At 65.6% G+C, this 23,798-nt stretch carries 21 protein-coding genes; 12 read left to right on the top strand and 9 right to left on the bottom strand.

The genetic code is table 11. The features are described 5' to 3' along the window. Positions 1-166 precede the first annotated feature (166 nt). Positions 167-1,033 carry an alpha/beta hydrolase gene (locus AAFP30_RS09405; protein ID WP_419229633.1) on the top strand — a complete coding sequence of 289 codons (867 nt, stop codon included), beginning with the start codon at positions 167-169 and terminating at the stop codon, positions 1,031-1,033. Between the two features lie 9 nt (positions 1,034-1,042). On the opposite strand, the gene AAFP30_RS09400 is transcribed toward AAFP30_RS09405, so the two are convergent. Then, positions 1,043-2,341: an MFS transporter gene (locus tag AAFP30_RS09400; RefSeq protein ID WP_419229632.1), complete on the bottom strand. Its 1,299-nt coding sequence runs from the start codon at positions 2,339-2,341 to the stop codon at positions 1,043-1,045. Between the two features lie 243 nt (positions 2,342-2,584). Between AAFP30_RS09400 and AAFP30_RS09395 the strand changes: the two genes are divergently transcribed. The 3 genes from AAFP30_RS09395 to AAFP30_RS09385 are packed head-to-tail and all read left to right on the top strand — an operon-like array spanning position 2,585 to position 6,340. Beyond that, the gene (locus tag AAFP30_RS09395; RefSeq protein WP_419229631.1) at positions 2,585-3,952 is read left to right on the top strand and encodes an MFS transporter; all 1,368 of its coding nucleotides are present in this window, start codon (positions 2,585-2,587) and stop codon (positions 3,950-3,952) included. A 58-nt stretch (positions 3,953-4,010) separates the two neighbouring features. Beyond that, a complete protein-coding gene (locus AAFP30_RS09390) occupies positions 4,011-4,712 on the top strand; it encodes a response regulator transcription factor (RefSeq protein ID WP_419229630.1) in 702 nt (233 codons plus the stop codon). Beyond that, positions 4,709-6,340 (top strand): ATP-binding protein, encoded by a 1,632-nt coding sequence (locus tag AAFP30_RS09385; RefSeq protein WP_419229629.1) that lies wholly within the window; start codon positions 4,709-4,711, stop codon positions 6,338-6,340. Before AAFP30_RS09390 ends, AAFP30_RS09385 begins: the two co-directional genes overlap by 4 nt. Positions 6,341-6,389: 49 nt before the next feature. Here AAFP30_RS09385 and AAFP30_RS09380 read toward each other — a convergent pair whose 3' ends face one another. Next, positions 6,390-8,345 carry an acetoacetate--CoA ligase gene (locus tag AAFP30_RS09380; protein ID WP_419229628.1) on the bottom strand — a complete coding sequence of 652 codons (1,956 nt, stop codon included), beginning with the start codon at positions 8,343-8,345 and terminating at the stop codon, positions 6,390-6,392. Between the two features lie 164 nt (positions 8,346-8,509). On the opposite strand from AAFP30_RS09380, the gene AAFP30_RS09375 reads away from it, so the two are divergent. After that, positions 8,510-9,499 carry an LLM class flavin-dependent oxidoreductase gene (locus tag AAFP30_RS09375; protein WP_419229627.1) on the top strand — a complete coding sequence of 330 codons (990 nt, stop codon included), beginning with the start codon at positions 8,510-8,512 and terminating at the stop codon, positions 9,497-9,499. On the opposite strand, the gene AAFP30_RS09370 is transcribed toward AAFP30_RS09375, so the two are convergent. Continuing rightward, the gene (locus AAFP30_RS09370; RefSeq protein ID WP_419229626.1) at positions 9,486-10,082 is read right to left on the bottom strand and encodes a TIGR03086 family metal-binding protein; all 597 of its coding nucleotides are present in this window, start codon (positions 10,080-10,082) and stop codon (positions 9,486-9,488) included. The two genes, AAFP30_RS09375 and AAFP30_RS09370, sit on opposite strands and share 14 nt — an antisense overlap. A 93-nt stretch (positions 10,083-10,175) precedes the next feature. Here AAFP30_RS09370 and AAFP30_RS09365 point away from each other — a divergent pair, with 93 nt between their 5' ends. Continuing rightward, complete coding sequence (locus tag AAFP30_RS09365; protein ID WP_419229625.1) at positions 10,176-11,120, top strand: helix-turn-helix transcriptional regulator; 945 nt, start codon at positions 10,176-10,178, stop codon at positions 11,118-11,120. Between the two features lie 83 nt (positions 11,121-11,203). On the opposite strand, the gene AAFP30_RS09360 is transcribed toward AAFP30_RS09365, so the two are convergent. After that, on the bottom strand, positions 11,204-12,742 hold the full coding sequence (locus tag AAFP30_RS09360) for an amino acid permease (RefSeq protein WP_419229624.1): 1,539 nt from the start codon (positions 12,740-12,742) through the stop codon (positions 11,204-11,206). Between the two features lie 260 nt (positions 12,743-13,002). Beyond that, the gene (locus AAFP30_RS09355) at positions 13,003-13,437 is read right to left on the bottom strand and encodes an Lrp/AsnC family transcriptional regulator (RefSeq protein ID WP_419229623.1); all 435 of its coding nucleotides are present in this window, start codon (positions 13,435-13,437) and stop codon (positions 13,003-13,005) included. 110 nt (positions 13,438-13,547) lie between these two features. On the opposite strand from AAFP30_RS09355, the gene AAFP30_RS09350 reads away from it, so the two are divergent. Beyond that, entirely contained in the window at positions 13,548-14,609 is a 1,062-nt protein-coding gene (locus tag AAFP30_RS09350; protein WP_419229622.1) for a Glu/Leu/Phe/Val dehydrogenase dimerization domain-containing protein, read from the top strand. A 223-nt stretch (positions 14,610-14,832) separates the two neighbouring features. Here AAFP30_RS09350 and AAFP30_RS09345 read toward each other — a convergent pair whose 3' ends face one another. Beyond that, positions 14,833-16,080, bottom strand: a complete 1,248-nt coding sequence (locus tag AAFP30_RS09345) for an HNH endonuclease (RefSeq protein ID WP_419229621.1) — start codon at positions 16,078-16,080, stop codon at positions 14,833-14,835. A 397-nt stretch (positions 16,081-16,477) separates the two neighbouring features. Between AAFP30_RS09345 and AAFP30_RS09340 the strand changes: the two genes are divergently transcribed. Beyond that, on the top strand, positions 16,478-16,690 hold the full coding sequence (locus tag AAFP30_RS09340; RefSeq protein ID WP_419229620.1) for a hypothetical protein: 213 nt from the start codon (positions 16,478-16,480) through the stop codon (positions 16,688-16,690). Between the two features lie 102 nt (positions 16,691-16,792). On the opposite strand, the gene AAFP30_RS09335 is transcribed toward AAFP30_RS09340, so the two are convergent. Both AAFP30_RS09335 and AAFP30_RS09330 read right to left on the bottom strand, forming a co-directional pair. Continuing rightward, on the bottom strand, positions 16,793-18,082 hold the full coding sequence (locus tag AAFP30_RS09335) for a threonine/serine exporter family protein (RefSeq protein WP_419229619.1): 1,290 nt from the start codon (positions 18,080-18,082) through the stop codon (positions 16,793-16,795). A gap of 15 nt (positions 18,083-18,097) precedes the next feature. Beyond that, the gene (locus AAFP30_RS09330; RefSeq protein ID WP_419229618.1) at positions 18,098-19,333 is read right to left on the bottom strand and encodes an NAD(P)/FAD-dependent oxidoreductase; all 1,236 of its coding nucleotides are present in this window, start codon (positions 19,331-19,333) and stop codon (positions 18,098-18,100) included. A 58-nt stretch (positions 19,334-19,391) separates the two neighbouring features. Between AAFP30_RS09330 and AAFP30_RS09325 the strand changes: the two genes are divergently transcribed. The 3 genes from AAFP30_RS09325 (at position 19,392) to AAFP30_RS09315 (ending at position 21,992) form a co-directional block, all read left to right on the top strand. Further along, positions 19,392-19,820, top strand: coding sequence for an HIT family protein (locus AAFP30_RS09325; protein WP_419229617.1), 429 nt, complete (start codon positions 19,392-19,394; stop codon positions 19,818-19,820). Positions 19,821-20,003: 183 nt separating this feature from the next. Continuing rightward, positions 20,004-20,390, top strand: coding sequence for a DUF5313 domain-containing protein (locus AAFP30_RS09320; protein ID WP_419229616.1), 387 nt, complete (start codon positions 20,004-20,006; stop codon positions 20,388-20,390). Between the two features lie 126 nt (positions 20,391-20,516). After that, positions 20,517-21,992: an aldehyde dehydrogenase family protein gene (locus AAFP30_RS09315; protein WP_419229615.1), complete on the top strand. Its 1,476-nt coding sequence runs from the start codon at positions 20,517-20,519 to the stop codon at positions 21,990-21,992. Between the two features lie 36 nt (positions 21,993-22,028). Here the strand turns inward: AAFP30_RS09315 and AAFP30_RS09310 are convergent, their stop codons facing one another. Then, positions 22,029-23,105 carry an NADH:flavin oxidoreductase gene (locus AAFP30_RS09310; protein WP_419229614.1) on the bottom strand — a complete coding sequence of 359 codons (1,077 nt, stop codon included), beginning with the start codon at positions 23,103-23,105 and terminating at the stop codon, positions 22,029-22,031. Positions 23,106-23,170: 65 nt separating this feature from the next. Here AAFP30_RS09310 and AAFP30_RS09305 point away from each other — a divergent pair, with 65 nt between their 5' ends. Then, the gene (locus AAFP30_RS09305; RefSeq protein ID WP_419229613.1) at positions 23,171-23,638 is read left to right on the top strand and encodes a MaoC/PaaZ C-terminal domain-containing protein; all 468 of its coding nucleotides are present in this window, start codon (positions 23,171-23,173) and stop codon (positions 23,636-23,638) included. The last annotated feature ends 160 nt before the right edge of the window (positions 23,639-23,798 follow it).

Here is a 23,798-nt window from a genome sequence, read left to right as displayed (position 1 = left end):
CTGGTGGACGACGTGCGCGGGAGAGGCTACTCCATGAATCTGTGAGGATCCTGCCCGGCGTGTCGGGTGCGGGGGTCGACCACCAGCCCAGAAGCAGTATCCCCTGTCACCCGCACCCGATACGTTCGTATCCGACGACACCCGCCGAACCAAGGGAGCACCCACCATGTCCGACACCTTCACCGTCACCTCCCCGGACGGCGCGCAACTCGCCGGACTTCGGTGGCTGCCGTCCGGTGACCCGAAGGCGGTCATCGTGATCGTCCACGGCATGGGGGAACACTCCAAGCGATACGCCGAATCCGCGGAGGTGTTCACCGACGCCGGGTACGCGGTGTACGCCTACGACCATCGCGGCCACGGCGGCTCGGTGCTCCCCGACCGTGAACCCGGCGACCTCGGCGACGACGGCTGGCAGCGACTCGTCGGCGACATCGGCTCCGTGGTGGACCACGCCCGCAGCGAACACCCGGGTCTCAAGGTTGCACTGATCGCGCACAGCATGGGCTCGTTCGCGGCCCAACAGTTCATCCTGGACAACAGTGACCGGGTGGACGCCGTCGTCCTGTCCGGCACCGCTGCCCTCGACGGTCTCGAAGCCGCACTCGACCTCGACGCCGAGATCGACCTCTCCGCATTCAACGCCCCGTTCGAGCCGGCCCGCACCGAGTACGACTGGCTGACCCGCGACGAAGCCATCGTCGACCTCTATGTCGCCGACGAACTGTGCGGGTTCGGTCTCGACGCGGCGTCGGGCAAGGATATGTTCGTGCAGGCCCGCCCGGTCGCCGATCCGGCGCGGATCAAAGCCATGACCTCCACGCTGCCGATCCTGATCGCGGTCGGCGACCAGGACCCGGTCAACGGTGGTCTGGCATTGGCCAATCTGCTGCTCGACCACTACATCGCCGGCGACCTGAAGGACGTCGAGTTCAAGGCTTACGAGGGTGCGCGGCACGAGATCCTCAACGAGACCAACCGCGACGAGGTGCGCGCCGATCTGATCGCGTGGATCGACTCCAAGGTGAGCTGAGCCGCAGCCCTAGGGGGTTTCCAGTCGCGGCGGATGCGGGCGTCGTCGACGCCACGCGACGACGCCCAGCGCCGCGGCCACGAAACACGCGACGGCACCTACCGCCAGGCCGACGCGCGCGCCGTGCTGCTCGGAGATCCAGCCGATGATCGGGCCGCCGATCGGCGTCGACCCCATGAATGCCACCGACCACAGTGACATCACGCGGCCCCGCATCTGCGGTTCGGAATTGAGCTGCAATGTCGCGTTGCCGGTGGACATGAAGGTCACCGACAGCCAGCCGACGAAGAACAGCGCGCCGATCGCCACCGGCAGGGAGGGCGCAATCGCGGTGATCGCGATCGTCACGCCGAAGCCGGCGGCCGCGATCGTCAACGGTCGCAGACCGGTGGTGCCGCGGGCCGCAACGATCAACCCGCCGACCACCGCACCCACGCCCATCGCCGAGGTCATGAACCCCAACGCCTCGGGACCACCGACGAAGGTTTCCTTGGCCGCAGCCGGCAGCGACACCTGGAACTCGTAGGCGAGTGTGCCCACGAGTGCCATCATCACCAGCGGAAGCCACAGGGTCGGGATGCCCGCGACGTAGCGGAGTCCTTCGCGCAGTTGGCCTTTGGCGCGGCGGACGGGCTCCTCGTAGTGGATTGCCGCGGTGTTCATGAACACCAGCGACGCCACCACCGCGGCGAAACTCGCGGCGTTGATGGCAAAACACCAGCCGGCGCCCACCGCGGCGAGCACCAGGCCGGCGACCGCCGGGCCGACCGCCCGCGCGGCGTTGACCATCACCGAGTTCAGGGTGACGGCATTGCGGATCAGTCCCTCGCCGACGATCTGGTGGATGAACGCCTGCCGGGCCGGATTCTCGAACGCGTTGTTGAGGCCGAGCAGCACCGCCAGCACCCCGACCTGCCATACCTGCACCCAGCCGCCGAGGGCCAGTACCGCGAGTACCGCCGCCAGTACGCCCATCACCGACTGCAGGATGATCATCAGCTTGCGGCGATCCACCCGGTCGGCGATCACCCCGGCATACGGACCGAGCAGCAGGATCGGCAGCGCCTGCAACGCGACGATGATGCCCAGCACCGACGCCGAACCGCTCAGCGTCAGCACCAGCCAGGCCTGCGCCGTCGCCTGCATCCAGGTGCCGGTCAACGACAGCGCCTGCCCGCAGAAGTAGAGGCGGTAGTTCGGATTCGACAGCGACGCGAACGCGCCGGACGGCGGTGCCGGAGCGGGTTCGGGTTCAGAGATATGCACGCGCCCCGAGTCGCACACTTCGGGCATTCGGTCTTCGGTCATCGACTATCCACTCTAGGCCGGGCTTCCGACGACCCGGCCGTGCGAACGGGGTGGAATGCGAGAAAAGCCCAGTTTGTCCGCGTTGCTGTCAGCTACTTCACATGGCTAACGTGTCGCGGAGTCGCGACCGAACGTCCGGTCGGGATCGCTGACCGACGAGAAGCGCTTACCCCTCGATCCCTGAGGTGCGAGGCGCTAGCCGAGCCACGAAGGGCCCCTTCCCGCAGAAGGAGAACCACACCGATGACCACCATGGCCGGATACTCGATCGCCGCACGCATGGATCGACTGCCGATCACCCCATTGCACCGGCGGGCCACCGTCGTCATCGGATTCGGTCTGTTCTTCGACCTCTACGAGGTGTTCCTCGCCGGCACCCTCAGCAGCGTGCTCAAGAAGCAGTTCGACCTCAGCGGCACCGGTCTCACCCTGCTGCTGGCATCGGCCTTCGTCGGCATGTTCCTCGGCGCGATCACCCTCGGCCGGATGGCCGACCGACTCGGTCGTCGTCGTGCATTCCTGCTGAGCATGAGCATCTACTCGGTGTTCACCCTGCTGGCCGCGTTCAGTCCGAACGCGACGATGCTGGTGATCTGCCGGTTCTTCGCGGGCATCGGCATCGGCGCGGAGCTGCCGGTCAGCGACACCTACCTCGGCGACATCCTGCCGCCCAAAGATCGTGGGCGGTTCACGGCGTGGGCCTACACCCTGTCGTTCCTCGGCGTCCCACTCGCCGGACTGCTCGGGCACTGGCTGGTGCCGCTGCAACCGCTCGGTCTCGACGGCTGGCGGTGGCTGTTCATCATCGGCGCGCTGGGTGCGGTGATCATCTTCGCGCTTCGTCGCGGGTTGCCGGAATCGCCGCGATGGCTCTCCGCGGTGGGACGCGACGACGAGGCAGACGCCATCGTCGACCGATTCGAGACGCAGGCCCGCGAGCGGAATCTGCCGCTACCCGAGCCGGCCGCGTCCACCCCGACCACACAGCAGGGCGGCAAGGTCTCGGATCTGTTCGGACCCGGCGTGCGGTCGCGCACGCTGATGATGGCGGTCTTCCAGTTCTTCCAGACGTGGGGCTACTACGGATTCGGCACCCTCGCACCAATCATCCTGGCCGCCAAGGGGTACGACATCGTCGAGAGCCTCGGCTTCCTCACCATGACCTACCTCGGGTATCCGATCGGCTCGTTGCTGTCGATCCCCCTCATCGAACGATTCGAGCGCAAGTACCTGATCATCGCCGCAGCCGGCGCCATGGCGGTATTCGGCATCCTGTTCGGCGTCTCGAGCGGTTCGACGATGATCGTGGTGTTCGGCTTCCTCTACACCGCGGTCAGCAACATCTTCTCGAACAGCTATCACGTGTATCAGGCAGAGATCTTCCCGACGCGACTGCGCGGCACCGCGACGAGCTGGACGTACTCGCTGTCACGATTGTCGAGCGCACTGATGCCGTTCGTGCTGCTCCCGCTGTTCCATCACACCAACACGGCGGTGCTGTTCCTGGTCGTCGCGGCCGCAATGTTGTTGGTGGCCACGGTGATCCTGATCTTCGGTCCGCGAACCACCGGACGCACCCTCACCGATGTGAACCTGGTGTCCGCGAACTGACCCTCCTGGTCATGGCCGCCACTAGACTTGCGACACCGCACCGACGCGGAGGAGCACCATGGCTACCGGCACCGCACTCGAGACGACCACGCCGTCATTGCTGGTCGTCGACGACGACAGCCGCGTCCGCACAGTGGTGTCCTGGCAGCTCGAATCCGAGGGCTACCAGGTGTTCGAGGCGGGCGACGGTAACGCCGCCTGGCAGCGCATTCTCGACCTGCGACCCGATCTGGTGGTCCTCGATATCTCCCTGCCCGGTGTGTCGGGACTTGATCTGTTGCGGCGACTCCGCGAGGCCGGTGACTCCACACCCGTGGTGATCCTGTCCGGGCGCAGCGGCGAGGGGGATCGGATACTCGGTCTGGATCTGGGTGCCGACGACTATCTGGTCAAGCCCTTCTCGCCCGGTGAACTCGCGGCCCGGGTCCGGTCGGTGCTGCGCCGCAGCGGTGGCCAGGCCATGTCGCCGCCGGCGACCGCGGATCAGCCCGGGCTACACCTCGACCCCGCGACCCGCGACGTGACGCTCGACGGTCAACCCGTGCCGCTCACCGCCCGCGAGTTCGACCTGCTGGCATTCCTGGCCGGCCACCCGCAACAAGTCTTCACCCGCGCTCAGCTCCTCGAACAGGTCTGGGTCAGCTCGTCGGGATGGCAGAGCGAAGCGACGGTCACCGAACACGTCCACCGCCTGCGCGCCAAACTCGGTGCCCGCTACCTGGTCACGGTCCGCGGCGTCGGCTACCGGTGGAAGCCGTGACCTCCGTCGATCGCGGAGTCGACCACGCAGACTCGGTCGTCTTGGTGCAGCGCCAAACCGAACTCCTCGAGCAGATCGCAACCGGCACCCCGCTGCCGCAGGTACTGACCGGGATCGCCACCACGTTGGAGGAACTGCTGCCCGGCTCGAGCTGTTCGGTGCTGCTGCTCGACCCCGACACCGCGACCCTGCGCCACGGTGCCGCCCCCTCGTTGCCGACCGCGTACTCCGCAGGCATCGACGGTCTGCCCATCGGCGTCGGCGCGGGATCCTGCGGGACCGCCGCATACTGCGGTGAATCGGTGGTGGCCGCCGACATTCACCTCGACCCGCGATGGGACCGATATCGCAACCTCGCCGACCGCTTCGGTCTGCGGGCCTGTTGGTCGACGCCGATCCGCGGTCGCGACCGCATCACCGGCACCTTCGCGGTGTATCACCTTGTACCCCATGAACCCACGTCTCGCGAAGAACATCTCGTCGAGCGGCTCACCCACCTCGCCTCGATCGCCATCGACCACGACGGCCTGCTCGGTGCGCTGTCGGAGAGTGAGGAGCGCTTCCGGCGCGCGTTCGAGGACAACGCCGTCGGGATGGCACTGGCCACCGTGTCGGGTGTGCTGACCCGGGTCAATCGTCCGCTGCGGACCCTCCTCGGCCGATCCGAGGTGGAGTTGCTCGGCAGCAGCCTCGACGACCTGTTCGCCGACCGAATCCCCCGAACACGCGACGCCGGCCACGAAGAGTACGAGGCGACCACCCGCACCGCCGATGGCCTTGTCCTCGACGTCGTCGTGACCGTGTCGCAGATCCAGGACGCCGGGGGAGACGCGCGGGCGTTGTCGGTGAACGTCCTCGACGTGACCGGGCGGCGGGCAGCCGAGGAGGAACGACGACGACGCGTCGACGCCGAACTCGCCCAACACGCCGCCGAAGCCGCCAACCGAGCCAAGACCGACTTCGTGTCCGCCCTCGCCCACGAGCTGCGCACGCCGCTACAGGCGATCACCGGATTCGCCGAACTGCTCGGCACCCTCGACCTCGACGGCGAACGACGAACGGCCGCACTCGATCACATCACTGCGGCGGCTGGGCACATCCTTTCCATGGTCGACGACATACTCGACGTCGCCCGCATCGAGGTGAACGCCCTACCGCTCACCCTCGCCGATGTTCCGCTCGCGCAGACGGTCACCGAGGTGCTCGAGATGCTCGACCCGCTCGCCGTCGCCGAGCGTGTCTCTCTGAAAGCCGCGACCGACACCCCACTCAGTGTGTACGCCAACGACCGTCGCGTGCGGCAGGTCCTGCTGAACCTGGTGGCCAACGCGATCCGCTACAACCAACCCGGCGGGACCGTCACCGTCGACTGGGTCGCCGACGGACCGGACGTGCGAATCACCGTGCACGACAACGGTTCCGGCATCCCAACCGAACTCCTCGATCGACTCTTCACCCCCTTCGACCGCCTCGGCGCCGACCGTGAGGAAGGCGTCGGTCTGGGCCTCCCGCTCGCCCGCGGCCTCACCGAAGCGATGGGCGGCACCCTTGCCGTGCGCAGCGTGGTCGACACCGGCACCACAGTGACCGTCCTTCTGCCGCAGTCGCCCATTTCGCTGGTCGAGTAAGGGAGGAGCTCGCGACGACCGCATCGAGACCGACGCGCACATTCCCAAATCAGCGCACAGTCCGCTCCTCGGCAAACCGCGCATACCAACGCAATACGTCCGGATCGTCGACGGACGCCAGGTTGGCGGCCTGCTCGAGTGGCCGACCGAGCAGGAGCTTCTTGACCGGAACCTCGAGTCGCTTGCCGTTCAACGTATGCGGTACGGCCGGTGCCGCGACGATGTCGTCGGGCACATGGCGTGGCGTCAGTCGGCTCCGAAGCGTCTCCACGATCTTCCGTTCGAGGTCCTCGTCGACCGTGTGCCCGGGCGACGGAACGACGAAGAGTCCCAACCAGTATCCGTCGTCGGGCTGCTCCACTCCGATCACCAGCGTCTCGGCGATCTCCGGCATACCGTCGAGCACATCGTAGAAGTCGCTGCTACCCAAGCGAACACCCTGACGGTTCAGCGTCGAGTCCGAGCGACCGTGAATCGTGACACTCCCGTCGGAATGCAGTGTCACCCAGTCACCGTGCCGCCACACACCGGGCCAGGTGTCGAAGTATGAACTGGTGTAGCGTGCGTGATCCGGGTCGTTCCAGAGGAACACCGGCATTGACGGCATCGGTTGAGTGACAACGAGATCGCCCACCTCGTCGACGACCGGGTTACCGTCATCGCTCCAGGCGGCGCAGTCGACGCCGGCGAGACGGCCGCCGATCCGCCCGACCTGGACGGGCGCGTATTCGTTGCCCCCGACAAATGACCCGGAGATGTCGGTGCCGCCACTGGTCGAATCGACACGGAGATCAGGATTGACGTGCTCCATCAGCCAGCGGTAGCCGGCCGACGGCAGCGCGGACCCGCTGACCATGACATGCCGCAGCCGACTCAGGTCGTACCGCTCGCGAGGCGAAAACCCCAGGCCGGCAGAGGCGGTCACGACGGCGGCACCGAGCAGCAGCGCGTCGGCCTGGGTGCGCGCCGCGACCTCCCATACCGCGCCGGGCGGATGGCCTGGACTGCCTTCGTACAACACGATGCTCGCACCCTGGGTCAGCGCGCCGAGTTCGATGTTCCACAGCGCCCACCCGGTCGAGGTGTAGGTGAACAGCCGTGTGCCCGGCCGGAAACCGCCATACAGCCCCGACCATTTCAGTCCTTCCAGGGTGATCCCGCCGTGACCGTGCACCAGTCCCTTGGGCACGCCGGTGGTGCCGGAGGTGAACAACACCCACAGCGGATGGGAGAACTCGACCTGTTCGAACTCCAACGGCGTGTCCTGTGTCAGCAACTCCTCCCACGGCGTCGAGCCGTCGGGAGCAGGTCTGTCGAACACATAGCCCACATGCACGAAATGCTCTACTGTCGGCAGATTCTCGCGCAGCTGCGCGACGACGTCGCTGCGATCGACCTCCTTTCCGTTCCAGTGGTAGCCGTCGGTGGCGATCAGAACGGTCGGCTCGAGTTGCGCCAGGCGGCCGATGGTGCCTGCGGGCCCGAAATCCGGTGAGCAGCAGGCCCACACCGCGCCGACCGCGGCACACGCAAGCACACCGATCACGGCATGCTCGGTGTTGGGCAGATAGGTGGTCACGCGGTCGCCGGGGCGCACGCCCGCTCGCCGCAGCCATCCCGCGGCGGCCCCGACGGATCGACGCAGCTCGCCGAACGTCATCTCCCGGGCGGGCACGCCGCCCTCCTGCACACAGAGCAGCGCCGGTGCATCGTCGCTGCCCCGACGCAACACGTGCTGCGCCCAGTTCAGTCGCCCGTCGACGAACCAGCGTGCGTGCGGCATCGGTTCGTCGGTGAGTACCTGGGTCCAAGGCGTCGAGAACTCGACACCGAAGTAGTCGACGATCGATGTCCAGAACCGGGCGACATCGGCCACCGACCATTCCCACAGTGCATCGTGATCCGGAAACGCTTGTCCTTCACGTTGTTCCAACCAGTCCAGGTATGCGCGCAGGCCGGACTTCGCGATCCGGTCCGACGACGGTCTCCACAACACGTCATCCATCACTCGACCATAGAGTCGTCGACGGCGTGACGTGCGCAGTTGATGAACTGTTGAGATGCGGTTGAGCACGTATTGAGAAGCGGTGCCTACCGTCGGTGGCAGTGTCCGCGTGTGGCCACCCGGACATGACCGGAATCTGCTGGAACCACCGAGGAGCCCGACCGATGAAGCTCGCCCTCTACCTCCCCAACTTCCGCGACCATGTGACCATCGCCGAACTCGAGGATCTCACCGCACTCGCCGAGGACCTCGACTTCGACTCCGTGTGGACCCTGGACCGGATTGTCGTGCCCGAGGCCTCCGACCACGAACAACTCGAGTATCCCTTCGGCATGATGACCGACCTCCCCAAAGCGCTGCCGGTCGTCTCGCGCGGCAAGTGGTTCCAGGGCATGCCGCTGATCCCATGGCTGGCCGCGAAGACCGAGAAGCTCCGCATCGGTATGAGCATCATCGACACCCCGTACCGCTCGCCCGGCGTGCTCGCCGCTGAACTCGCCACTCAGGACCACCTGTCCAACGGCCGACTCAATGTCGGCGTCGGATCCGGTTGGATGCCCGAGGAGTTCGCTGCCGCCAGCGTCACAAACCTGTTTCCGCGGCGACACGGCCACGTGCGCGAGACGATCGAGATCATGCAGGGCATCTGGTCCAACGAACTCTTCGAATACCACGGCGAGTTCGCCGATTTCCCGCTCTGCGGATTCGGTCACCAGCCTCTCCAGAAGCCCGGGCCGCCCATCTACTTCTCCGGCCTCAAAGATCCGAAGCGGTCGGCCAGGCGCATCGCGAAGTACGGCCTGCAGGGCTGGATCGGCATCCAGGACTCGCCCGAGGACATCAAGCGCTGGAAGGGCGAGATGGAGCGCGAACTCGGTGAACTCGGCCGCGGCTTCCCCGACGGCTTCGACATGTGCAGCATGATCTGGTTCGTCATCACCGACGAACCCATGGATCAGACCCCGGCCGGTAAGGCGTCGAACCTGTTGGCCGGCAACGCCCAGCAGATCGAGGACATCCTCAAGCGGTACAAGGAAGCGGGTATGACGATGCCGCTGCTGTGGCCGCCGTTCCGCGATGTGCCCACGTCGAAGACCATCGACGACCTCAAGCGTCTGACCGAGGAGATCATGCCGAAGGTCAACGCGAGCTGACCCACTGCTCGGAGGACCGACCGCTCCAATTCGCCAGGCGCTCAGTCGCTCCCGCACCAGGTCGAGGTTCGACGACAGGGGAGAAGGGCACGGCGTCGTCGGCGCGGATCTCGGCCGGGATGAATTGCTTCGCGATCACCAGGGTGGCCTCGGCGAGAGCAGCGTCGGGCTCACTGTCCTGGCCGGTCGCCACGGCCAGATCCCAGCCGTGTACCAGGGTTTCGTTCACATAACCCCACAATGCGCCGGCTCCGGGTACCTCGCCCCACGGAACACGCACCGGCGCAGAAAGTTTCGCATCATCGGACCACAGTTCGATGGCACGGTCGGTGAGTTTCTCATAGGTAGTGGCATCGTAACGGTCATCGCGGCTGGACACTGCCAGCACGTCGCCGGCTTCGCCGAGTGCGACGGCACGTCCGGCAGTGCCGATCAGATGTCCGGCCAGGGCGCGGACGTCGAACTCGTCGCAGGGCGTGAGGGAGTCGAGTTGGTCCTCGCGGACATTCGTGAGGAGATCGGTGACCCATCGGGTCGCGGCAGAGTAGACGGGGCGCGGATCGGCGGGCTGGGTGGTGGTCATTTCGTGGCCTTCTTCGGTGGGTTTGGCTGACAACATCCAGTGAACACTCGATACCTGACACCTTCTGTCATGATTTCGTGACACGCTTGGACGATGCGCGCGGAACGGTTGTTGTCTGTACTGATGATGCTGCGGTCCCGTGGACAGATGACCGCGGCCGCCCTGGCGGCTGAGTTGGAAGTGTCGGAACGGACGGTGCTGCGCGATATCGAAGCGCTTTCGCTATCAGGCGTACCGGTCTATGCCGAGCGCGGCCGCAACGGTGGCTTCGCGTTGGTTGAGGGCTACCGCACCGATCTGACCGGCTTGACCCTCGACGAAGCGATCGCGCTGTTGTCGGGCAACGGGCGCATCGACTCGCCGGCCGCGGCGAGTGCGTTCCGTAAGCTCGAGGCCGCCCTCCCGGAAGTTCATCGCGGCCGGGTCGCCGAGGCCAGTCAGCGGATCCTGGTGCGTCCGGAAGGCTTTGTGCGCTCGGCACAGACGATGGATGCGTTGGCGCCGGTGCAGCAAGCAGTGTTCGAGGGTCGGCGGATTCGGGTGATGTATCAGGCTCGTGGCCGTGAACCCCGCGAGCGGGTGCTCGATCCGATCGGTCTGATCGTCGCCGGTGACACGTGGTACCTCGTGGCCAACTCGTCTGGGCAGGAACGGATGTACCGGGTGTCGCGGATCTCGGAGATCACGGTTCTCGACGAGCCGGCGGATCGTTCCGACCAGGTGGATCTCGATGATGTGTGGGAGCGGAGTCGCGTCGCCTTTCGCTCCCAGTTCACTCCGCTGGATGTGGTGATCGACTGCAGGAGAGACGATGTCCCACGAATCGATGGACCGATCACGACGCTGTCCGTCGTCGAGATAGGGACCGATGGCGATCGTGTGCGCGCGACGTTGCGATTCGGTGACGGGGGAAGAGCGGTTGGCATCCTGTGGGCGGTATCGTTTCAGCTCGATCTCGAGGTCGTCGAACCGGCGTGGGTGGCCGACGAACTGATCGCCCGGGCATCATCGATGCTCGAACGACAGCGACGCGGGTGAGGTCACGACACCATCGTGCCGGTGCGACCTCACCCGCTCCGTAGCTTGCGCTGAACATCCAGTGCCAAAACAGATTTCGACGATCAGCCGTCGGCGCCGACCTCGATCAGTTTCGTGCTCTCCGTGCCGTCGTCACCGGTGTTCGCGCGTGCCCGCAACCCCACCACCGAGTGTCGCCGTCCGTAGACCAAGTAGACGACGATGCCGATCGCCATCCACACCAGGAACCGAATCCAGGTCTCCACCGACAGATTGATCATCAGCCAGCCACAGGCGAGGATCGCGAGCACCGGCACGACCGGGCTGCCCGGGACACGGAAGCCGCGCTTGAGATCGGGTCGGGTCTTGCGCAACACGATCACCCCGGCGCAGACCAGGACGAAGGCGAACAGGGTGCCGATGTTGACCATCTCCTCGAGGGTGCCCATCGGGAAGACCGCGGCGATGACTGCGACGATGATGCCCACCATCAGGGTGATCCGCACCGGATTGCCGGACCTATTGGTGCTACCCCAGCTACGTGGGACGAGTCCGTCGCGCGACATCGCGAAGAGTACTCGGGTCTGTCCGAGGAGCATGACCATGATCACCGTGGTGAGGCCCGCCAGGGCGCCGACGTTGATCACCGTCTGTGCCCACGTGATGCCATGAGCCTTGAATGCCGTTGCCAACGTCGCACTTCCGTCACCCACCAGTGGGCTACCGGTGCTCAACTGTTGGTAGCTGACCATGCCGGTCAGCACCACGGTAACGGCGACGTACAAGACGGTGACAATGGCGAGTGACCCGAGAATGCCACGGGGGAGCGATTTCTGGGGGTTCTTGGTCTCCTCGGCGGTGGTCGCCACGACGTCGAAGCCGATGAAGGCGAAGAACAACATGCTCGCCGCGGCCAGCATGCCGTACCAGCCGAAGCTGCTGCCCGTCGCGCCGGTCATCGCCGAGAACAGGGTCTGGTGCAGGCCCGCGGCCGCATCGGTGTTGGGCACGGACTCGGGAATGAACGGCCGGTAGTTGTCGGTGTTGATATAGAACGCACCCACCACGATCACCAGGAGCACCACCGCCACCTTGATCGCGGTGATGACCGCCGAGACCCGCGAGGACAGCTTCACGCCGAACGCCAGGGTGAGTGTCAGCGCACCGACGACAAGTACTGCGCCCCAGTCGAATTGGATACCCCCGAGATGGACCGTTGTCGAAGCGCCGATGAAGTCGGCCAGGTACAGCGACCAGCCTTTCGCGACAACCGAACCGGCCAAGGCGAACTCGAGGATGAGGTCCCAGCCGATGATCCAGGCGATGAACTCACCGAACGTCGCGTAGGAGAAGGTGTACGCGCTACCGGCCACCGGGACCGTCGACGCGAACTCGGCGTAGCAGAGCGCCGCCAAGCCGCAGGCCACCGCAGCGATCACGAACGCCAGTGAGACCGACGGCCCGGCCATATCGCCGGCGGTGCGGGCGGTCAGCGTGAAGATGCCGGCGCCGATCACCACCGCCACACCGAAGGTCGTCAGGTCTTTGGTCGTCAAATCTTTGCGCAGCTTGCTGCGCGGTTCATCGGTCTCGGCGATGGATTGCTCGACCGACTTCGTCCGCCATATGCCTGTTCCGGGCATAGATGTATCTCCTCAGTCTGCCGTTCAGGTAGAACAGCGAGTTCGCAACGCGCAGAGCGCATCTGGCTACCGCACTCGAAACCTTGTGGGCGCTGTCGCAATTACTAGGACAGACGAGTAACGGCAGTACTGCTATGCAAGCAGTGTGACCTGGAACACGCCAGGGGGAACGTCAAACTCGGTCGCGATACGCAAAGTTCGTATCGATGTCGCCGGTTTTGGTTAGAAACTTTGCGTGCCGCCGACGTTCTCGAGCGCCGTCACCGATGCCACGAACCGAGAACGATCATCGTCTTCGTCCCAGTGGCCTTGCCGCCCCGGCGGAGGTGATTGATGACGCTCTGCAGATGGGCGTGGTCGCGGGCGCGGACCCGAACCAGCATGTCGGGATCGCCCGCGATGGTGTAGACGGACTCGACTTCGGGGATCTGCGTCATCTCCTGGATCATCTCGTCTGGTTGCGAGGTCCCGACATAACGCACCTCGGTAAAGGCTTCGACGGGCCGGCCGAGCGCCGCCTGGTCGACCGTCGCGGTGAACCCGGTGATGACCCGCTGCGCGCGCAGGCGATCGACGCGCCGTTTGGTGGCCGCCACTGACAGGTTCACGTGGGTGGCCAGTTCGGAGAACGTTGCACGCCCATCGGTTGCGAGCAGGGAAAGCAACGCAAGATCAGTGTCATCAAGCTCGACCATGCGCAATAATCTATCGTGAAGTACCCGCTGGCGACAAAGAATTGCGTCGTTGATGCGATCTCTCCGTAAGACCTTGTGCGCGGCATCACACCCCAATAACGTCCTGCGGCATGACGACAGCAAGCTCCACCATCGACTTCCTCGCCGACGTCCACGACCGCGACTTCGAACAGATCGTGTTGTGCCGTGATCCCGAAGTGGGTCTCGAATCGGTTATTGCCGTGCATGATACGACGCTCGGCCCGTCGCTTGGCGGGGTGCGAATGCGGCAGTATCAGTCTTCGGTAGCGGCGTTGGCGGACGCGATGAATCTTGCGCAGGCAATGACCTACAAGGCTGCGCTTGCGGGCGTTTCGCTCGGCGGCGGAAAGAGTGTGATCAACGCCGATCCCCGGGTGGCCAACCGCGACGAAGTCCTGGTTGCCCACGCTAAATACATTGCATCCCTCGGCGGCCGATACATCCCGGGCGTCGACATGGGCACGTCGGTCCGTGACCTCGAACTCATCGGTCGGCACGTCGAGGTGGTGTCGAGTCAACGCGGCGACCCCTCGTACTTCACCGCACGGGGAGTGGTGCGCAGCATCGAGGTTGCCCTCGACGCCTGTGGCCGGAGCGTCGACGGATCCAGGGTGGCAATCCAGGGCCTGGGTAACGTTGGGCTGCACGTGGCGCGGATGCTGACCGATGCCGGTGCCGACGTGTTCGGTGCCGACATCGATGAGGCTCGAGTGCACCGTGCTGTCAACGAGATCGGCGTTATCGCCATGGATCTCGACGACATTCTGCTCGCCGACGTCGACGTCGTCGCCCCGTGCGCCGGCGGCGGGGTGGTCGACGAGCAGGTGGTCGCCGGCCTGCGGGCGTCGGTTCTCGTCGGCGCCGCCAACAACATGCTCAGCCACAACGCGCTCGCGCAGGACCTCCGCGAGCGTGGCATCGTGCACGTCCCCGACTTCGTCGCCAACGCGGGCGGGCTGCTCGCCGTGGACGCCGAGGTGCGCGATGACGATAGCGAACTCGAGGCCCGGGTCGACGCCATCGCCGACACCGCCCGCGACATTCTGCACCGATCGGAGTCGGGTGGGCAAGACTCGGTCAGCGTGGCATTGACGATGGCGCAGGAGCTCGTGGCGGTCAATCGCAAGTACCGGCCATACTTCCGGTCCTGACTGCCGCCTGGTTGCCTGCCGGACCGCCCCTGGTCCGGCAGGCAACCCGCATGCGCGCCGGTTGTTCACACTATGGAGTTGTCAAAGATCGTGCGCGGTCCCGACTTTCGACGGGTGCGCGGGAAATGTGCTGAGCTCTCCGCTGGTTGAGCCGTCCCGTGGGCGTGCCCCTACCGCTGGTTGAGCCGTCCCGAGCCGATAGGCGAGGGGCGTGTCGAAACCATCACGCGGCACTCCGGTCGTCGAGGGTCATGGTGCGGCGGTTGTAGGCGGGGATGGGTTGTCGGCGTGGATCTCTTGAGGCGGGCGGGATCAACCAGGGGTGCCCATCAGCACCCATGATGATGTCCCACCCGAGGTGATGCACGTCGGCGTGACACGACGGGCAGAGGAGGCATCCGTTGTCGAGGTCGGTCGGACCTCCCTCACTCCAGAACAGCCGATGATGCGCGTGGCCCCAGCGGGCGGGTGCCCCGCACTTGATGCAGCACTGGTCGCGGATGATGATCGCCTTGCGGATGTGGGCAGGGAAGTAGCGGGTTTCCTTGCCCATCTTCAGCGGCACGGTCTGGTCGTCGATGATCAGCGCGGTGATCCCGGCATCACACGCCAGTAAGGCGGCGGTGGCGGCGGTGACCGGCCCGTTGGATTGCAGGTAGGACATGGTCGGGTCGGCGGCAGGCAGCATCAGATTCACATGATTGTTCGGGCGGGTGACGAACGGACTCGTGGTGGCCGCAGCCGCATCCACGATCAGGTCGAGCGCATCGCTCTGACGCCGGGCGGTCGACCGTGAATCCTCCGACCCGTCGGGCTCGGGCCGTTTCTTCGACAGCGAGCTGATGGCGCCCATCAACTTCTCCCCGGTCACGATGTCGACGTCCCCCCGAATGTGCACCCGCCCGTCGACCTTGATCAACGTGAGTTCGTTGAGGGTGTGGTCCTCGGCCGCGGGCAGCCCACCGGTCTCGGTGGCGTACTCGTTGCCCAGCGCCCGTGCCTTGTCGGTGATCTCGGTCGGCGTGGCCCCGGAGGCCGCTTGGGCGATCAGCGCCGATTCCACCTCGCGCTTCTCCTCGTCGCACAATCCGTCCAGCGCACGGCGCTCGACGTGGCCCAGTCCGGCGACGATGGCATCGAGGTGCTCGATCGGGAACACCCCGTCCTCGGCATACCCGGGTAGCAACTGCATGGCCGGCAGTCCGCGGCCGATGCGGAGGACTCGGTCGGCCACCGAGGGTGCCAGCCCCATCTCGATGAGCAAGGGTTTGATCTTGCCGCCGGATTGGGTGGCCACCCCGAGGCGGTCCATCTCCGCGGCACACACACTCAGCAGGTGTCCGAGGGTGTTGGACAGGTCGATGATCGTGCGGGTGGTGTCGAAGGCTTGACGTCGGGTCAGTCCGGTGACGGTGAGGTCTCGGGCAGCGGCGAGCAGGTCTGCGGGCGTGGGAGCGGTGGTGGAGGGCATACCTCAATCGTACTCGCACAAACGTTCGAGTCAAGGGTTCGACATCGACAGAATCAACTGTGCACCAGTGGGTTTCGATTCGATGAGTTACTCGCAAGCGTCCAGTGTATCGCGGGCCTCCGACAAGTTCGGGTGGCTCCGATCGGGCCGTCTGAGCGCGATCAGAATTGTCGGTGGCGGGGGTTATGGTGTGTTCGGGTCAAGAAGGAAAGCCAGACAGAGAGATAGTCCTACTCAGCACATTTCTCGCGCAACCGACGAAAGTCGGTACCGCGCAAGATCTTTGAGAACTCCACAGTGAGACAGCCGGAAGAGGGGCTGCCTGTCCCGACCGGGGTGACGGTCGGGACAGGCAACCCCCGTGGGATCGGGCTACCTACTCGGGGGTGCGGCGCCGATGCCCACGAGCACGGTGCGGCAGCCGACGACGGTGTCATCGTCGAGTTCCACGCCGGTGACATCTGCGCCGTCGGCGACCAGTCGGCGCACGGCTGCGAACAACGCTTTTGCCGAGGCGCTGCGGTTTTCGTCGCCGGACTGCGAGCAGGTCGCGGCGATGGTGCTACATCGTGAGCAAGCACCTCGCCGGTTCAACCCGACTGCCGCATAACGGGATTTGATTGCAACGTCGCCGAAGTGGTTGAGTCACTGGCCAAATCACCGGCCATCAACGGTCACGTGGCCCAACGTGCTGGTGCGACGGAACCATAGCTCACCGTCGGGCGAACGTCCCCAACGGTCGAAGGCACATCTCCGCGATGAGCGCGCCGACCTTGATGCCGATGCACAGGCTGGCGAAGATCGCCGGCGTGGTCTGCAGTGAATTCGTGTCGAGCGCCGCCAACGCCACCAAACCGACGGTGCCTGGCACCAGCAGGAGGTAGGCGGGCTGGAACGACACGGTGGCCGGGACCGCGACCGTGAGCCCCTCGATGACCCGGGCCCCGATGAAGAGCACCGCTGCGGTCACGCCGGTCGCGACAATGCTGCCGACCAGCACGGTCGACACGGTGAGCACACCGTAGGTGCACAACATCACGATGACGGTGAGGATGGTCAATCGCGGCCCGGACCCGAAAGCGAGGCCCAGCCCGACCGCGATGACGATCACCCCGACCCACGACATCCACACCGGGGGCAACGCCTGCCAGCCGGCGCTACCGGCAACGGATCGGATCTGACCGACGAGTGCGGCCGAGGAGGGATCAATCCGCAGACCGGTCACCGCCGCCCCGGCACTGATGCCGGCGGCCATGAACCCGAGCATGATCACGCCGTAGAGCAGTCGCGACGCACCCGTCACGATGTCGGTGGAAGTCAGCTCGAGCAGCGCGTTGGTGATGACGAGACCGGGCACCAGGATCGCTACCGGTGCACACACCCCGAACAACGGCACCGAACCGAAATCACCGGCACCGGCGACGGCACCGACGATCAGCGTCGAGGTGAAAGCGGCAACGAACGGGGTGATCGCGGTGCCCTCCCGAACCCGACCCAACAACAGCATCAGCACTCCGACGAGGGTGCCGACGGCCGCCGCGACCAGAATCGACCACCACGGACACCGGAAGACGATGGCCAGCCCGCCTGCGATGAGCGCGTTACCCACCGTCGCCGACACGACGGGGTGTGGACGGGTTTGCGCCCGGATCTGCGCGATTCGTCGAGAGATCTCGGCCGCCGGGACTGTCGCCGAGATCGCTTGCTGAGCAAGGCGCGTCGCTGCCGCGGCCTGTCGGAAGGAGAGCTCGGTCCGACCGCCGTAGACCATGATCGACTCGCCAGAGTTGTCCCGGGTGACCCACACGGCCTCCGGCAGCACAGCAAACGACACCGGTTGCGCGGCGATCACGGTGCCGGACACCGCTTCCAGCGAGGTACGTACATCGGTCACCGACATACCGGCATCGAGCAGCAGTGCGCCCAACTCGCCGAGATCTTGTTCGATGGTCGGTTCGTCGCGCCCGAAATACGGCGATGGATCTGGGCTACGTCCGGTCACGATGTTGCCGTACCGTCATCCGGCCTGTGCCACGATGTCCCTGAGCTTGATCGTCGGATCGGCCAGCGCCTCGACGTCGACGCGAGATCCGTTGCTGATCAACTTCTTTCCGGTGGAGAAGTCCGACGGGGCGCTGACCGCCTCGACGGCGACGACATTGCCCGCGGGCTGCACGTGGTAGAACGCCACCGCGTTCTTGCCCGGCGTGCGGCGGGTGATGATTCGGGCGTCCGGTGTCGTGAGGCCGGCGATCTTGAGCTTGAGGTCGAACTGGTCCGACCAGAACCACGGCACCTCGTGGTCGTCGGGTTCTTGACCCAGAATCGCCGCCGCGGCGCGCTTGGCGTGTTCGGTTGCGGCGGGGATGGATTCGAGTCGACGCAGGCCGTGGTGGTTCTTGACGGGTCGTCGGGCGACGTCGCCGATGGCGAAGATGTGCGGATCGCTGGTGCGGCCGTCCTCGTCGGTGATGACGCCGTCGTCGTACTCGAGCTCGGCGCTGCGGGGGAGTTGCTCGTCGGGTGCGGCGCCGATGCCCACGAGGACGGTGCGGCAGCCGACGACGGTGCCGTCGTCGAGTTCCACGCCGGTGACATCCGCGCCGTCGGCGACCAGGCGAGCCACCGATCTGCCGGTCAGCACTGTCGTGCCGCGCTCGCGGTGATAGTCGGTGAGCATCGTCGAGAGCTCGGGGCTGGCGACGCGGGCCAGGATGCGGTCTTCGCGCTCGATGACGGTCACCCGGATGTCGCGGCTGCGGGCGACGGCGGCGACCTCCATGCCGACGTATCCGCCGCCGACGATCGCGAGGTCTCCGCCACGGCCCAGCGACTGGTTGAGCGCATCGGCGTCGTCGATCGTCCGAAGTGTCACGACCGACGAGGTGCCCTCAGGGGTCCCGGGGAGTGGGCGCGGAGTGGAACCGGTGGCCAACACGAGGGTGTCGTAGGCGATCTCGGTGCCGTCGGCGAGCACCACCGTCGTGTCCGCGGTCCGGATCGCGACCGCCCGCGACTGCGTCCGCAGATCGATCCGATTGTCGGCGTAGAACTCTGCCGGGCGCAGTGGCTGCTGCACCGTCGGGCCGTCGAACTTCTTCGACAGTGGAGGTCGGTGGTACGGCAGGTGCTGCTCATCGCCCACCATGGTGAGGTGGCCGGTGTGCCCGGACTGCCGTAGTAGTGCAGCGACGCTGGACCCGGCATGGCCGGCGCCGATGATGACCACGGACTGATCGGTATTTGGTGTCACGTTCCTACGGTAGGCCGTCGATGGTCAGCGCCGACAGTGGTGGGTAGCGTCACGCACCATGAGTGATCAGTGTGTGTTCTGCGGAATCGTCAACGGAGTCGTCCCCAACACGAAGGTCGCCGAGGACGACGCCACCTACGCGTTCATGGACATCAACCCGGCCTCCGACGGGCATCTCCTGGTGATCCCCAAGCGGCACAGCACCGACCTGCTCGAGATCCCGGCCGACGACCTGACCGCGGTCACCCTGTCGGCGCAGCGCATTGCGAAAGCCGTCGTCGAGGAGCTCGGCGCCGACGGTGTCAACCTGCTCAACTGCTGCGGAGCCGACGCATGGCAGACGGTGTTCCACTTCCACATCCACGTGATCCCGCGCTACCGCGACAAGACCAAGGACCGGCTCGGTCTGCCGTGGAAGCCCGGTGTGCCCGGGGACGCGGAGACGATTTCCACGATCGGTGGTCGATTGTCGTCCGTGTTGTCCTGACCGCAGGCAAAGCCGGTCCGTCCGGCACCGTCGCACTCCGCGATTGACGGATTCGCCAAATCCGCTGATCAGTCGGCGCGATTGACGGTGAGTGACTCCCCACACTTCGCTATCCCACGATTTGATCGTGTGCTACTAATATGGGGGAGGTCGCCGACGGACCCGAGACGAATCAGGTGAGACATGAGCAAGGACGATTCCCGCCCGCACGGGTGGCAGTACGTCAAGTACGCCTACGGCGCGAAGATGCCGGCGTCGATGATCGACTGGGTCCGCAACGATCTCGCCGGTCCCGGCGCTACGGTCCGGATGGTGCTCCGCTGGTCGATCCCTTGCATCATTCTGCTGATTCCGATGCTGTTCACCCCGGCGGATTGGCTGATCCGCGCCAACATGACCATCCCGATCCTGCTGCCGTATCTGTTCTTCTCGATCGCACTCAACAAGGTGTACCGCCGCTACCGACTGACCCAGCACGGACTCGATCCGAACCTCGTCAATCAGCAGGAACGGGTGAAGAACGCCGACATGTATGAGGAGTACAACCGCAAATACCGCGGGCGTGCCTGACATTCGGAAACCACACCCTAACGAGCGTTCGAGCGGTTAGTCTGCGGGTGGCCGTGGACGAACTCGGGGTGCATTCCCAGGTTCGGGTTCGTGACATGGTCTCGACGAACCCACGAAGGGAACTTGATGACCACCCTCACCCCCACTGACAACGCCATCGCTCCGGTGTCGCGCGACGATCTGATGGGCCTGCTCGAACGTCAGCGGAAGGCCTACCTCGCCGAGGGGGTCGCCTCGGCCGAGACGCGCATCAGCAGAATCGACCGGTTGTTGTTGGCCGTGGTCGAAGCGGCGGACGCGCTTGCGGAGAGCCTGGGCGGCGAATACGGGAGTCGCCCACCCGCACTCACCAAGGCGCTGGACATCCTGGGGTGTGTCGGCGCAGCGCAGGAACTGCGCGACAACATCTCCAAGTGGATGGAGCCGGAAGTCCTGGCGGGCGGCTTCATCCAGCGCAAGCCGCTCGGCGTGGTCGGCATCATCGGAGCGTGGAACTTCCCGATCGAGCTGACCATCCATCCGGCGATCAACGCCCTCGCGGCGGGCAATCGGGTGATGATCAAGTTCCCCGATTTCCATCCCAAGACCGGAGCGATCCTTGCGGCCGCCGTCGCCGAACATCTGTCGCCCGAGGAAGTGACCGTCGTCATCGGCGATCTCGAGACCGCACAGGCGTTTTCGGATCTGCCGTTCGATCACATCGTGTTCACCGGATCTCCGGCCATCGGCCGGCGGGTCGCGGAGGCCGCCGGCCGAAACCTGGTGCCCACCACACTGGAACTCGGTGGCAAGAATCCCGTCGTGGTCGCCGAGGATGCAGACATCGACCTCGCCGCACACCGCATCGCGGGAACCCGAATGCTCAACGGCGGCCAGGTCTGTCTGTGCCCTGACTACGTTTTCGTGCCCCGATCGCAGCGGGAAGGGTTCGTCGACAAACTCGTCGGCGAATTGCAGACGCTGTATCCCGACTACGCCACTGACGGCGGCGTGGTGTCGATCGTCAACGACCGAAACTTCGACCGGGTGAGCGCTCTGGTCGAGGATGCGGTGGGCAAGGGAGCCCAGAAGGTCACGGTGACAACCTCACAGGAGCCCAACGACGGCGAGCGCCGGATCGTGCCGACCGTCCTGGTTGACGTACCGGAAGACGCCACCATCGCCGAGGAGGAAGTCTTCGGTCCGGTCGTCTCGATTCACGTCTACGACGAACTCGACGAGGTCATCGGATACATCAATTCGCGGCCATCTCCGCTCGCCGCCTATTGGTTCGGTGGGCAGGGTGACGAGTTCCAACGTTTCCTGGCGCATGCGACGAGCGGGGGTGTTACGGCGAACGACATCATGACCCATCAGATGCTCGGTGGCGCACCATTCGGCGGGGTGGGCAACTCCGGAACCGGTGCCTACCACGGAAAGTCGGGCTTCGACCGCTTCACGCACATGCGAACCGTCGCCATCGCCGAAGGAGACGCCGGGGTTTCGGACGGGCTTGTCGGGCCCGTTCTCGAGACCGACGAATTCAGCGCAGTCATCGATGCCACCGTGGCCGGTGCGCGCGACGATCTACGGGCCCGGGTGGCCGGCGGCGGCGGTTCCTGACCGAGTCCACTGTCGACGAGGCTGGGCGACAAGCGGTTACGTCACGAAGTCGTCCCAGTTCGTCGAGAGGTAATCGATGAACTTGGGTCCCACGGACTCGCCGACGAGGTGCTCGGCGGGCACGGGTTGCGGTGTCGACACGTAGCCCGGGTCCGCCAGCACGCTGCGGGCGAAGTCGTGGTGAATGATCCCGGCGGTGCCGATGAGCACGAAATCCGCACCGCGGTCTAAGCATTCGTGGATGCCTGCACCGTCGAGGATCTTTCCCGCGACACCCAGACGGGTGTCACCGCGTGGCAGGTCGGTGAAGAACTCGATCAGCCGCTGACCCTGATGCTGTTCCTCGTGGGGCTCCTTGAACGCATCCCACAGCGACATGTCGAGATAGTCGAGAGTGCCCTCGGCCAGCACCTGGCGGGCCAGTTCGCGTCCCTCGTCGAGGGCGATGCCGTACCGCTCCGGTGACAACCGCAGTCCCACTTGGAAATTCGACGACGTCGCCGCACGCACGCCGGCGATGATCTCGTGGATGAAGCGGAACCGGTTGTCGGCGGAGCCGCCGTAGCGGTCGGTACGGTCGTTATGGCGGGCATCGAGGAACTGGGCAAGTAGATAGCCGTGCGCCCCATGGATTTCCGCGCCGTCGAAGCCGGCCCGCTCGGCGCGGGCGGCGGCATCGACGAAGTCCTGCACCACCTGCTCGACGGCCTCGGTCGTGAGTGCGGAGGCACCCTTGGCCGGGTCGTCCCACACGCCGACGACGGATTCGCCCGACAGTTGCGCACTCGCTCGTCGACCGCCGTGCTGGAGTTGCACCGTCGCGACGCTGCCCGCGGCATGGAGGCCGTCGGCGAGGCGCGTGAGACCGGACAGATGCTTGTCGTCACTGATGCCGAGTTGACCGGGGAAGGAGAGTCCGGCCTGGCTGACGAACGCCGCGCAGGTCATGACCATCGCGAATCCGCCTTCGGCGCGCCGCACCAGCCAGTGGTACTCGTCGTCGTGCAGGGTGCCGTCGGGATTGCTCTGCAGATTGGTCAGCGGGGCGAGCGCCAGACGGTTGGCCCACGCGGGACCGTGAGTGAAGGTCAGCGGCGACGACAGCTCGGTCATGAACAGTTCCTCCTGCGGATCGACCCCTCGTTGTATACCAGCCGAGCGGGGCTACCCTCACGTCCGTGGATACCCAGCCCGCCGTGGCCTACGCCGACGATCTCGTCGTTGGTCACCGCTATCAACTCGACTCGTACACCCTCGACGAGGCCGAACTCGTCGAGTTCGCCCGGCAGTGGGATCCGCAGGGATTCCATATCGACGCGGCCGTCGCCGACGCCGGTGCGTACGGCGGGCTGATCGCCAGCGGCATCCACACCATCGCCATCTACCAGCGGCTGTCGGTCACCGGGGTGTTCGACCACTGGAGTGTGATCGCCGGGCGGACCCTGAACGACGTGCGGTTTCTGCGGCCCGTGCGCCCCGGCGACACCCTGACCGGAACCGTCTTGATCGACGCCATCGAGTTCGACGACCGCGGCCGCGCCCTGGTCACCACCTCCGCCGAGATCGTCAACCAGGACGGTTCGGCAGTGTTGACTCTGGTCGTCGACGCGTATGTGCGGGCGCGACCTGCCGCTGCCGGCAGCTGATCGGGTTTCGACCAGCGTCGGACTCGCTACGCTCGTTCGTCGCGCTCAACCAGCGAGGCTGGTTTCGACCAGCGTCGGACTCGCTACGCTCGTTCGTCGCGCTCAACCAGCGAGGCTGCCTGGACTCCGATACTAGGATATGCAACTATTCTTGGTGACG

The organism is Gordonia sp. CPCC 205515, from assembly GCF_048537925.1.
GTDB lineage: Bacteria > Actinomycetota > Actinomycetes > Mycobacteriales > Mycobacteriaceae > Gordonia.
The sequence above is the reverse complement of the archived record's forward strand: the minus strand, read 5'-3'. Positions and strand labels throughout refer to the sequence as shown.

Coding starts and splice junctions, on each gene's coding strand:
- AAFP30_RS09315 (WP_419229615.1), top strand. CDS start 20,517: ATGACCACCCTCACCCCCACTGACAACGCCATCGCTCCGGTGTCGCGC.
- AAFP30_RS09370 (WP_419229626.1), bottom strand. CDS start 10,082: ATGACCACCACCCAGCCCGCCGATCCGCGCCCCGTCTACTCTGCCGCG.
- AAFP30_RS09310 (WP_419229614.1), bottom strand. CDS start 23,105: ATGACCGAGCTGTCGTCGCCGCTGACCTTCACTCACGGTCCCGCGTGG.
- AAFP30_RS09380 (WP_419229628.1), bottom strand. CDS start 8,345: ATGGATGACGTGTTGTGGAGACCGTCGTCGGACCGGATCGCGAAGTCC.
- AAFP30_RS09345 (WP_419229621.1), bottom strand. CDS start 16,080: ATGCCCTCCACCACCGCTCCCACGCCCGCAGACCTGCTCGCCGCTGCC.
- AAFP30_RS09350 (WP_419229622.1), top strand. CDS start 13,548: ATGACGACAGCAAGCTCCACCATCGACTTCCTCGCCGACGTCCACGAC.
- AAFP30_RS09365 (WP_419229625.1), top strand. CDS start 10,176: ATGCGCGCGGAACGGTTGTTGTCTGTACTGATGATGCTGCGGTCCCGT.
- AAFP30_RS09340 (WP_419229620.1), top strand. CDS start 16,478: ATGCCCACGAGCACGGTGCGGCAGCCGACGACGGTGTCATCGTCGAGT.
- AAFP30_RS09360 (WP_419229624.1), bottom strand. CDS start 12,742: ATGCCCGGAACAGGCATATGGCGGACGAAGTCGGTCGAGCAATCCATC.
- AAFP30_RS09325 (WP_419229617.1), top strand. CDS start 19,392: ATGAGTGATCAGTGTGTGTTCTGCGGAATCGTCAACGGAGTCGTCCCC.
- AAFP30_RS09355 (WP_419229623.1), bottom strand. CDS start 13,437: ATGGTCGAGCTTGATGACACTGATCTTGCGTTGCTTTCCCTGCTCGCA.
- AAFP30_RS09320 (WP_419229616.1), top strand. CDS start 20,004: ATGAGCAAGGACGATTCCCGCCCGCACGGGTGGCAGTACGTCAAGTAC.
- AAFP30_RS09400 (WP_419229632.1), bottom strand. CDS start 2,341: ATGACCGAAGACCGAATGCCCGAAGTGTGCGACTCGGGGCGCGTGCAT.
- AAFP30_RS09375 (WP_419229627.1), top strand. CDS start 8,510: ATGAAGCTCGCCCTCTACCTCCCCAACTTCCGCGACCATGTGACCATC.
- AAFP30_RS09395 (WP_419229631.1), top strand. CDS start 2,585: ATGACCACCATGGCCGGATACTCGATCGCCGCACGCATGGATCGACTG.
- AAFP30_RS09405 (WP_419229633.1), top strand. CDS start 167: ATGTCCGACACCTTCACCGTCACCTCCCCGGACGGCGCGCAACTCGCC.
- AAFP30_RS09390 (WP_419229630.1), top strand. CDS start 4,011: ATGGCTACCGGCACCGCACTCGAGACGACCACGCCGTCATTGCTGGTC.